This is a genomic window from Deltaproteobacteria bacterium, assembly GCA_003696105.1.
Lineage (GTDB): Bacteria > Myxococcota_A > Polyangia > Haliangiales > J016 > J016.
The window spans coordinates 1-9,444 of record RFGE01000030.1 but is presented as its reverse complement, the minus strand read 5'-3'; the positions used below and the strand labels follow the sequence as shown (position 1 = coordinate 9,444).

The window sequence follows — 9,444 nt, the reverse complement described above, 5'->3', positions numbered from 1 at the left end:
GGCGGCGTCCGGCTGCGCGTAGGCATCGGCCGCATCGGCGTAGGCGGCGTCCGGCTGCGCGTAGGCATCGGCCGCATCGGCGTAGGCGGCGTCCGGCTGCGCGTAGGCATCGGCCGCATCGGCGTAGGCGCCCGCGGGTTCGTCGGCCTCGCCGTCGGCGTGCGCGAACGCGCCGTCCTCTGCGCCGATCTCCTCGGCGACGATCAGGCCCGAATCGTCGCTGAGGTCGTAGACCTCGTCGGGGGGCGCCGCGGGGCCGGCGGCCGCCGGCGCGACCGACACGGGCTCGCCATAGTCAGGCGGCGTGGTGGGCAGTCCGTTGCGGCGTCGCCACGCCGTGAGCGCGGCCACCAACTCCTCGTACGCGATCATGTCGCGAGGGTAGCACGGCGGCGCACAGCGCGGAGCGCCGGCGGGCGCGCGGCGCGGCGGACGGTCACGGATCGATGCGATACCGGATGCGGAACGGCGCGCCGCCGCGTTCTCCGTCGATGACCAGTTCGTCCGCGAGGCGCAGGTCGTCCCACACTCGCTGGAGCTGTTCGGGGCGGGCGATCGGTCGGCCGTTGACCTGGACGATCACGTCGCCGGGCCGGACGGGGGCGCCGCGCAGGCGCGCGTCGATCGGCGCGAACCGCTCGATGCGCCAGCCCGCGAACGCGCCGCCGCGGAATACCGGCGAGACCTCGACGTGAGCGAGGAACCGACCCGGGCCCGCGTCGAGCACCGCGAGCAGGTCGGCGCGCGCGATCGTCCCGGGCGCTGGCGCGCGCGACACCGCGGGTTGCACGTCGGCGCGCCGCCGGTCCGCGGCGCGCGCCGGTGCCGGGTCGGCGGCGCGGTGTGCGGAGGGTCCGCGCGGCGCGACCGGAGCGGCGCCCGGGCGGCCGGCCGGTGCGCCGCCGCAGCCGGCACACGCCGCCGCCGCCAACGCCGCTCGCCACATTAGTCGCCGCGCGGTCACGCGGACCTCCGGCGGCCGCACACCGCGCGCGCGAGTTCGACGACGCGCGCGGCGACCGCGTCCGGCGGCTGTTCGCCGTCGACGATCTCGATGCGCTCGCCGTCCAACTCGGCCAGCACGTCGCGGTAGTTCGCGGCGATCTGGCGCTGCGTGTCGAGGCGGTCGTACAGCTCCTCCGCACGTCCGGCGGCGGCACGCCGTGCGGCGGCGACTTCGGGGCGCACTTCGAGAAAGATCGTGAGATCTGGCGCGCGCGCGTGCCGGTTGATGGTGCGAACCCAGTCCCGCGCGTCGGCGCCGCCCTGGTAGGCGAGCGACGAGTGGTACCAGCGGTCGGATATGACCACGGCTCCGCGTGCGAGCGCCGGCGTGACCTCGCGGTGCAGGTGGTCGGCGCGGTCGGCCGCGAACAACAGCGCCATCGTCACGCGGTCGACCGGCGCGTGCGCCCCCGCGAGCAGGTCGCGGAGCAGACGACCGATCGGACCGTCGCTCGGTTGGCGAGTGAGATGAACCGGCCAGCCGTCGGTTGCGAGCGCGCCGGCGAGTCGTCGCGCCTGCGTCGTCGTGCCGGCGCCGTCGATGCCCTCGAGTGCGATCAGCGTCATCGCGCGCGGGCGGGCTGGTGCGCGCGCCCGGCGCGCCGGCGGCGCTCTGCAAGTCCGACGGCGGCGAGCGCGAGCGCCACCGCGATGCCGGCAGCCCCGGCATACAGGGCCCAGCGAGGTGCCGGGCGCGCCGCGTCGCGGGCGGGCGGCGCCGCGGGCGCCGGCGCGTCCCCGGCGAGCGCCGCCCGTGCGCCCTCGTGGTCCGGCACGAACTCCAGCGCCCGCCGGTACAGCGGCGTGGCGTCTCCGCCCGCGGCTTCGACGGCCCTTCCGTGCGCAACCAACTGACCGGCGCGCGCGCGGTCGGCGAGCGGTCCGGTCGGAGCCATTGCGTAGGCCTTGCCGTACAGGATGGCTGCGGCGTCCCACTGGCCGTCGCGCGACAACTCGCCCGCCCGCTGCAGATACGCTTCGGCCATCTTCGGGCGCCGCGGGTCGTCGGGCGCGGCGACCAACACCTCGTCGAACGCGGCCACCGCGGCGGCCCACTCGCCGGCCGCCGCGCGCGCGATTCCTCGCTCGAACGCGGCGTCCACCGCGCGCGCGCGGCGCGCGTCGTACCAGTCGAACAGGGCGCGGCTCATGTCGGCGAGCGACATGCCGCGCGGCGGGCGCTCGCCGAGCTGGCGCTCGTACGTCCGACGCAGTTCGTGCGCGGCGAAGTCGCGCGCGTTCAGAAACAGCGGCTGCTCCTCCTCGGTGAGCTTGCCGCCGGGCAGCTGCAGCCGCTTTTTGGGCGGTTCGGGCGGCGGCGGGCCGGTGACGTACGCCATCCACGCGCGCCGCGCCGCCTCGCGCACGGCCGGCGACACGTCGTCGACCGCGGCGAGCACGGCGGGCACCGCCTCGCGGTGGCGCACTTTGCGGTAGGCGTCGAGGATGGCGATCTTGACGGCGTCGTTCGGCGCATAGCGAAGCGCCTTTTTCGGGTCCTCTCGGTCGAGCCGCTCGAGCTGGTAGCGCGCGTAGCGCGCCTTGTCGCCACGGCGCCCCTTGGACGCGACGATCAGCGCGGGAAGGGAGTAGGGCGCCATGCGCCGCAGGGTCCGGCCGCACTCATCGCGGTAGATCAACCCCACGTCGGAGAACGCGAAGCGCAACAGTACGTCGGCTGCGCGAAACGACCGCGTCGCCGCCAGCGAGCGGATCGCCTCGACGTCGGCGCGTACGTCGGCGAGGCCGGGCGTGCCGTCGGGAAGTGACGCCAAAGACGCCAACCAGTCGGGCTCGCCCTCCGGATCGCGCTCGCGCGGGTCGCGCTTCGGCGTCTGAAAGCGGCCGCGGGCGTCGGGGACCTCGGCGCCGATGGCGTCGAGCACCGCGCGGCGTTGGGGCTCGGTCGACCGCCGCGGCCGTTTGAGGAACGCGGCGAGTTCGTCCACGGTGCGCGCGTCGCCGCCAGGCGTTGCGCGGGCGGCGCCGGGCGACGGGGCGGGCGCGGTCTGGGCGGCGCCGGGCGACGGGGCGGGCGCGGTCTGAGCGGCGGCGGACGCGGCCGCGACCGCGAGCGCGGTCGCGACGGCCGCCGCCGCGCGGCGCGCCCCCGGAAAGCGTGAGCGTTGCACGGGGCAAGCGTAGCGTAGGACCCGCGCGCGCCCAAAATCCGGGCGCGGGGCCCGCGGCGGGATCGGCCGGCCCGCCGCGGGATCGGCCGGGGACCGGCCGTCAGTGGATCGTTCGGGGGCGCGTGTAGCGATCGCGAGGGCCGCTGTCGTCGTGGAGGTACTCGACGAACCGCAGTCCGACGCCGCGCGCCGCGGTCGGCTCGCCGGCGGCGGTCACGTTGAGACAGTAGTGGTGCTTGACCTCGGCCCGCGCGACCACGTCCTCGTCGCTGTCGGGGATGCGGAAGCGGACGGTGACGACGCTTCCGATCGGCGGCGGCGCGATCAGCTCGACGAACATGCCGCCCGCCGAGATGTTGCGGGCGACGCCCCGGGAATCGCCGTAGATCTCGCTGCCGATCACCACGGGGAACGCCTTATCGAAGCGCATATAGACGCGCTGGTCGTCGCGCGCGCGCCGGTCTTCGGTGTCTCGCATGCGCGCATCGTACGGCGGGTGCGATAATGAAGGCAAATATCCTACATTGGAATACATATCGGTTTGTCGTGAATGCCGCACAGCGTTATAACCGCGCCCGATGGCGACCACGTCAGCATCGTCCACGCCGAAAAAGCGTCGCGGCAAGGCGGCCAAGCGCGACGGCACGGTTCTCGTCACCGGCGCCAGCGGGTTCATCGGCTCGCACGTGGTGCGCAAGCTGCTCGAGCGGGGCCGCAAGGTGCGCTGCTACAACGAACCGGGCGCGAACCTGCGCAACCTCGAGGGGCTCGACGTCGAGCACGTCGAGGGCGACATCAACGATCGCGAGCGAATCGGCCAGGCCCTCGAGGGGTGCGACACGCTCTACCACCTCGCCGCCATCTACAAGTTGTGGTTGCCGGACAACTCGCTGATGTACGAGGTCAACGTCGAGGGCACCAAGACCGTGCTGTTCGCGGCGATGAAGGCGAACCTCAAGAAGGTCGTGTATACGAGTTCGATCGCCGCCGTCGGCCAGCCGCCGTCGGGCGACATCGCCGACGAGACGACCGAGTTCAATCTGTGGGACGAGTCGAACCACTACGTGCGGTCCAAGTGGCTCAGCGAGCGCGACGCGCTGCGGTTCGCGCGCGAGGGCGTGCCGGTGGTCGTCGTCAACCCGGCGTTCCCGTTCGGCGAACGAGACATCGGACCGACGCCGACCGGACGATTCATCGTCGAGACTCTCAACGGCAACGTGCCCGGGTACATGGATGGTGGCTTCAACGTGGTCGACGTCGACGACGTCGCCGAGGGGCACGTGCTGGCGGAGGAAAAGGGCCGCGTTGGCGAGCGCTACATCCTCGGCGGGCACAACGTCACCTACAAGGAGTTCTACGATCTGGTCGCCGAGATCGGCGGCTGCAAGCCGGTCAAGCGCAAGCTGCCGAGCCGGATGATGTGGGGCATCGCCTGGGCGATGGAGCAGGTCGCCGAGCGCACGCAGAAGCCGCCGCCGATGACGTACAAGGCGGCGCGGTACGCGACGCGGCGACTGTGGTTCGACACGAGCAAGGCGCGCAACGAACTCGGCATGCCGCGCACGCCGCTGCGCGAGACGCTCGACAAGGCGATCCGCTGGTTCCGCGCCAACGGCTACGCCAACTGAGCCGCGGCGCGCGTGCGCCGGGTGACGGCGGGCGCCCGCCGTGCCGGCCGCGCGCGCAGCGGGAGGCGCCGCGTAGGCCGGCGCGCGCGCCGCGCGGCGCGGCGTTCGCGGTGCGGCCCCGCCTGTGCCGGCGGATGCCCGCCGGTGCGGCCGTGTTCGCGCCGGGCGCGCCGGGCGGCGTGCGCGCGCGTCGCGGCGTGCGCCTGGCCGCGGTCGTGGCGCGGCGCTATGCTGCGGCGTATGCCGCGCGCACACGCCGCTCTCGTCGCCGTCGCGACGGCCGTCGCGGCGGCCGCCGTCGCCGCCGCGGGGCCCGTCGCGGGCGGCGCGCCGTGGCTCGGCGTCGTCCTCGAGCCGGGATCCGTCGGAGTGCGCGTCGGCAAGGTCGTGCCGGGGTCGCCGGCCGAGGACGCCGGGCTGGTCGAGGGCGACGAGATCGTCGCCCTCGGCGCCGCGCGCACGCGCAGCGCTCGCGAGCTCGTCGCAGCGGTCGCCGGTCATCGCGTCGGCGACCGGGTCGCGGTGGCGATCGTGCGCGACGGCCGGCGGATCGCGGTACACGCGACCCTCGGGCCGCGGCTCGGCGATCGCGAGGTGCTCGAGCGGTGGCTCGTCGACCGGCCCGCGCCGGACTTCGCGCTCGACGTCGCGAGCGGCGCGGCCAGCGGTGCACTCGCGGACTACGCCGGCCGCGTCGTCGTGATCGAGTTCTTCGCGACGTGGTGCCGCTACTGCCCGCTGGCCCACCGCGCGCTGGCCCAGTTGGCCGCGCGCCACCCCGGCGACGTCGCCGTGCTCGGCATCGCCGGCGGCGATCGCAAGGCGCTGGCGGCGTACCTGTCGCCGAAGTCGGCGGCGGCGTCCGGCTCGGGCGTCGCGGTGCTGCACCACGGTCCGCTCGGGTTCGCCGCCCTGTACGACGACAAGGACGCCGTCAAGCGCGCGTACCTGCCGGTCGTGACCTATCCGACGATCGTGGTCATCGACCGCCGCGGCTTCGTGCGCGCCGTCGCCGTCGGCGCCAGCTCCGCGGAGATCGGCCGCGCGGTGCGCATCGCGGAGGCGCTGGCGCGCGAGTGACGCCGGCGGGGCGATCGGGGATGATCGACGCGATCGAGACGTTCGCCGAGCTGCTGCGGCAAAACGGCGTGCGCGTGTCGACGGGGGAGGTGATCGACGCGGCGCGCGCGGTCGCGGCCGTCGGGGTCGACCGCGCGCAGGACGTGCGCGCGGCGCTCGCCGCGGCGCTGGTCAAGCGCGCCGGCGACCGCGCAGCGTTCGACGAGCTGTTCGACCTGTACTTCCTGCGGGGCGCGGCGCTCGCGTCGCGCGGCAGTCCGCTGGTCGACGCGCTCCGCGCCGCCGGCATCCCCGGCGACGCGATCGAGCACATCGTCGCCCACCTCGCGACGGAGGCGGCCCATCTCGGCGCCGTCGCTCGCGTCGGCCTCGGCCTGCGCGCGCCGGCGGTGTCGCCGCTCGTGCGGGCGGCCGGGCTGCAAGGCGACCTCGATCGAATGGTGTCCCCGCTGCAGGCGGGGTTCTTCGCCCACCGGGTCGCGCAGGCGCTCGACCTGCGCGGCGCGCAGGCGGACATCGACGCGGTGCTCGCGCGTCTCGTCGGGTCGGCGCAGGGGCTGTCGCCCGAGGTCATCGAGCGGCTGCGCGCGTTCGCCGCGGCCAATCTGGACGCGCTGCGCCGGGCGATCCGCGACTACGTGCAGGACGAGTTCCGCCGGCGCAACCTCGACTACCTGGATCAGGTCGCCGCGCGCACGCTCGCGGACAAACCGCTGGCGCAGCTCACGGACCGAGAGGTCGCCGAGTTGCGCGCCGAGGTCGCACGCCTGGCGCGCATCCTGCGCGCGCGCGTCCAACTCGCGCCGAAACGCCGCCGCCGCGGTCGGCTCGACGTGCGCAAGACGTTGCGCGGATCCCTGGCGACCGGCGGCGTGCCGGTGTCGCTCGAGCTCCGCCATCGGCCGCGCAAGAAGCCGCGGCTCGTGGTGCTGTGCGACGTGTCCGACTCGGTGCGCACCGTGTCGCGGTTCATGCTCCAGTTCGTCTACGCGCTGCAGGAGCTGTTCGACCGCGTCCACACGTTCGCGTTCGTCGCCGAACTCGGGGAACTGACCGATCTATTCCGCCGCCACGACCTGGATCGCGCGGTCGAGTTGACGTATCAAGGAGCGGTCGTCAACGTGTACGCCAACAGCAACTACGGGCATGTGCTCGACCAGTTTTGCGCGCGCCACATGTCGAAGGTGACGCCGCGCACGACGGTCCTCGTGATCGGGGACGGGCGCAACAACTACCACCCGTCAAATCACGCGGCGCTCGGAGACATCCGCCGCCGGGCCAAACAGCTTTGGTGGCTCAATCCGGAGGCGCCGTCGGCGTGGGGCTTCGGCGACAGCGCGATGCGCGAGTACGCGCCTCACTGCGACCGCGTCGTCGTCGCCCACAATCTCGACAGCCTGCGCAAGGTCGTCGACGAACTGGTGATGTGATGCGCGCGTGGTTGCCGGTCGCGGTGTACGCCGCGCTGATCCTGGCCGTGTCGTCGATCCCGGCGTCGCGCATGCCGCAGTCACCGACGTTGTGGTCGTTCGACAAGCTGTTGCACGCGGGCGAGTACTTCGTGCTCGGCGCGCTGCTGGCGCGGGCGCTGTCGCTCGGCCCGCCCCGAGTCGACCCGGTGATCGCGGTCGCGATCTCGGCGATCGTGTGCGCGGCGTTCGGCGCCGTCGACGAGGCGTACCAGTCGCTCACACCCGGGCGATCGTCGTCGCCGTGGGACGCGGTCGCCGACGCGGTCGGGGCGGCGGCGGGCGCCTTGTCGGCCGCGTGGTGGTTCTCGCGCCAGGGGGTCGATGTCGATCGTGCGTAGCTATCGCGGCGTGTGGCCCACGCTGGGCGCCGGCGTGTTCGTCGCCGAGACGGCGGCGGTGATCGGCGACGTGGTCGTCGGGGACCGGTCGTCGATCTGGTACGGGGCGGTCGTGCGCGGTGACGTGTTCCACATCCGCATCGGCGCCGAGACGTCGATCCAGGACAACTCGGTCATCCACGTCACCAGCGGCCGGCACGCGACGCTCGTCGGCGATCGCGTCACGGTCGGCCATTCGGTCACCCTGCACGGCTGCACGGTCGAGGACCGCTGCATCATCGGGATGGGAGCGGTCGTGCTCGACCGGGCGCGCGTCGGCGCCGGGTCGATTGTAGGTGCGGGTGCGCTGGTGACGCCGGGAACCGAGATCCCACCTGGCCACCTCGCCGTCGGCGCGCCGGCGCGCGTCAAGCGCCCGCTGACGGACGCCGAGCGGGCGTGGATCGAGACGAGCGCCGACCACTACGTCGCACTCGCGGCCGAGTACCTTGCGGGCGAGTGAACCGGCAAGGTACTCTGAACCGGCGCGCCACGAGGGGGCAGTGAACACGCGGGGCGCGCGCTCCGTCACACTCGCATGCCGCCAGCCCGTTGCACGTTTCGCCTGCGGATCGCCGTCGCGGCGTTCGCGCTCGTCGCGGTGTGGAGCGGCACGGCGCGGGCCGACAAGGTCGACACGTTGATCCGGCGCATGCTCGAGGCCGACGACTACAAGCTGCGGTTGTCGGCCGCGTTGAACTTGCAGAAGACGGGGGATCCGCGGGCGATTCCGGCGTACATCCGCGCCCTGGCCGACCGCGACAAGACCGTGCGCGGCGTCGCCGCCGCATCGCTCGGCAAGATGATCACCGCGGCGACCCCCGCCGCGGTGCGCAAGACGGCCGCCGACGCGCTGGCGCGCGTGGCCAAGTCGGACGACAACGCATTCGTGCGCAAACAGGCGCAAAAGGCGTACGACGCGATCGCAGCCATCGAAGGAGGTGGCGCCGCGGCCAAGGTGTACGTCGACCTCGGCCCCATGGCGGACGACGCCGGCGCCGGCGCCGCGATGGTCGCGATGATGCGCACCACCGCGGCGAAGACGTTCGCCAAGCACGCAACGGGGATGACCACGAAGTGGCCCGGTGGCAAGCGGCCGTCGAAGCGGGCGCTGCGCAAGGCGGGGGCGGCCGGGTTCTACGTGGATGGCACGATCACCAAGTTGGACGTGCAGGCGCGCGGCGCCAGCGCCGTCGTGTCGTGCAAGGTGAGCATGCTGCTCGCGAGCTACCCGGAAAAGAGCATGTTCGGGTTCCTCAAGGGCAGCGCGAAGGTGCAGGCGAGCAACTCCGCGAAGGACATCGGCTACGCGAAGCAAGACTGTGTCGCGGCGGTCGTCGAGGACCTGGTGCGCCGGAAGATCATTCCGACCATCGCGTCTCGCACGCCGTAGCCGCGAGGTGCCGCATGGGAAAGCCCAAAAACAGAGGATACAAGCGCAGCTGGCGCAACCTGGTGCTCGACCGCGGCTATCAGCTCCGGTTCACGCTGTTCATGGTCGCGGTGTCGGCGGCGCTGATGGCCGGGCTCGGGTATTTCGTCAAGGGGGCGGCGGACAAGGCGACCGACACCGCGATGAACAACGTGCTCGGCGTGTCGTGCAAGGAGCCGGACCTGTCGGCGTTCGCCGGGCCGGCCGGCGCCGGGCCGGCCGGCGGCGCGGACGCGGCGGGCGGCGGCGAGCCGAGCGAGGCGGCGGGCGGCGGCGAGCCGAGCGAGGCGGCGGGGGGCGGCGAGCCGAGCGAGGCGG

General features: G+C 73.5%; 12 protein-coding genes. 7 read left to right on the top strand and 5 right to left on the bottom strand.

What is annotated here, in order from left to right:
* From D6689_02090 to D6689_02070, 5 genes are all read right to left on the bottom strand, one after another.
* A partial coding sequence (locus tag D6689_02090) for a hypothetical protein (GenBank protein RMH44596.1) occupies positions 1 to 372 on the bottom strand: 372 nt, incomplete at its 3' end.
* A gap of 64 nt (positions 373 to 436) precedes the next feature.
* The gene (locus D6689_02085; GenBank protein ID RMH44595.1) at positions 437 to 985 is read right to left on the bottom strand and encodes a hypothetical protein; all 549 of its coding nucleotides are present in this window, start codon (positions 983 to 985) and stop codon (positions 437 to 439) included.
* A complete protein-coding gene (gene tmk / locus D6689_02080) occupies positions 961 to 1,572 on the bottom strand; it encodes a dTMP kinase (GenBank protein ID RMH44594.1) in 612 nt (203 codons plus the stop codon). The genes D6689_02085 and tmk overlap by 25 nt, the downstream gene beginning before the upstream one ends.
* The gene (locus D6689_02075) at positions 1,569 to 3,137 is read right to left on the bottom strand and encodes a hypothetical protein (GenBank protein RMH44593.1); all 1,569 of its coding nucleotides are present in this window, start codon (positions 3,135 to 3,137) and stop codon (positions 1,569 to 1,571) included. The genes tmk and D6689_02075 overlap by 4 nt, the downstream gene beginning before the upstream one ends.
* Before the next feature lie 100 nt (positions 3,138 to 3,237).
* Entirely contained in the window at positions 3,238 to 3,813 is a 576-nt protein-coding gene (locus D6689_02070) for a hypothetical protein (protein ID RMH44599.1), read from the bottom strand.
* On the opposite strand from D6689_02070, the gene D6689_02065 reads away from it, so the two are divergent.
* The 7 genes from D6689_02065 to D6689_02035 form a co-directional block, all read left to right on the top strand.
* Positions 3,716 to 4,765: an NAD-dependent epimerase/dehydratase family protein gene (locus D6689_02065; protein RMH44592.1), complete on the top strand. Its 1,050-nt coding sequence runs from the start codon at positions 3,716 to 3,718 to the stop codon at positions 4,763 to 4,765. The two genes, D6689_02070 and D6689_02065, sit on opposite strands and share 98 nt — an antisense overlap.
* 144 nt (positions 4,766 to 4,909) lie before the next feature.
* The gene (locus tag D6689_02060) at positions 4,910 to 5,845 is read left to right on the top strand and encodes a PDZ domain-containing protein (GenBank protein RMH44591.1); all 936 of its coding nucleotides are present in this window, start codon (positions 4,910 to 4,912) and stop codon (positions 5,843 to 5,845) included.
* A 20-nt stretch (positions 5,846 to 5,865) separates the two neighbouring features.
* Positions 5,866 to 7,275 (top strand): VWA domain-containing protein, encoded by a 1,410-nt coding sequence (locus D6689_02055; GenBank protein RMH44590.1) that lies wholly within the window; start codon positions 5,866 to 5,868, stop codon positions 7,273 to 7,275.
* A complete protein-coding gene (locus D6689_02050; protein ID RMH44598.1) occupies positions 7,275 to 7,655 on the top strand; it encodes a teicoplanin resistance protein VanZ in 381 nt (126 codons plus the stop codon). The genes D6689_02055 and D6689_02050 overlap by 1 nt, the downstream gene beginning before the upstream one ends.
* The gene (locus tag D6689_02045) at positions 7,645 to 8,157 is read left to right on the top strand and encodes a gamma carbonic anhydrase family protein (GenBank protein ID RMH44597.1); all 513 of its coding nucleotides are present in this window, start codon (positions 7,645 to 7,647) and stop codon (positions 8,155 to 8,157) included. The genes D6689_02050 and D6689_02045 overlap by 11 nt, the downstream gene beginning before the upstream one ends.
* Positions 8,158 to 8,232: 75 nt before the next feature.
* A complete protein-coding gene (locus tag D6689_02040) occupies positions 8,233 to 9,087 on the top strand; it encodes a HEAT repeat domain-containing protein (GenBank protein RMH44589.1) in 855 nt (284 codons plus the stop codon).
* Between the two features lie 14 nt (positions 9,088 to 9,101).
* Positions 9,102 to 9,444 (top strand): hypothetical protein (locus D6689_02035; GenBank protein ID RMH44588.1); only part of this gene is annotated, 343 nt, incomplete at its 3' end.

Coding starts and splice junctions, on each gene's coding strand:
- tmk (RMH44594.1), bottom strand. CDS start 1,572: ATGACGCTGATCGCACTCGAGGGCATCGACGGCGCCGGCACGACGACG.
- D6689_02065 (RMH44592.1), top strand. CDS start 3,716: ATGGCGACCACGTCAGCATCGTCCACGCCGAAAAAGCGTCGCGGCAAG.
- D6689_02070 (RMH44599.1), bottom strand. CDS start 3,813: ATGAACCCGCTGGCGCCGGTGACGAGAACCGTGCCGTCGCGCTTGGCC.
- D6689_02055 (RMH44590.1), top strand. CDS start 5,866: ATGATCGACGCGATCGAGACGTTCGCCGAGCTGCTGCGGCAAAACGGC.
- D6689_02050 (RMH44598.1), top strand. CDS start 7,275: ATGCGCGCGTGGTTGCCGGTCGCGGTGTACGCCGCGCTGATCCTGGCC.
- D6689_02040 (RMH44589.1), top strand. CDS start 8,233: ATGCCGCCAGCCCGTTGCACGTTTCGCCTGCGGATCGCCGTCGCGGCG.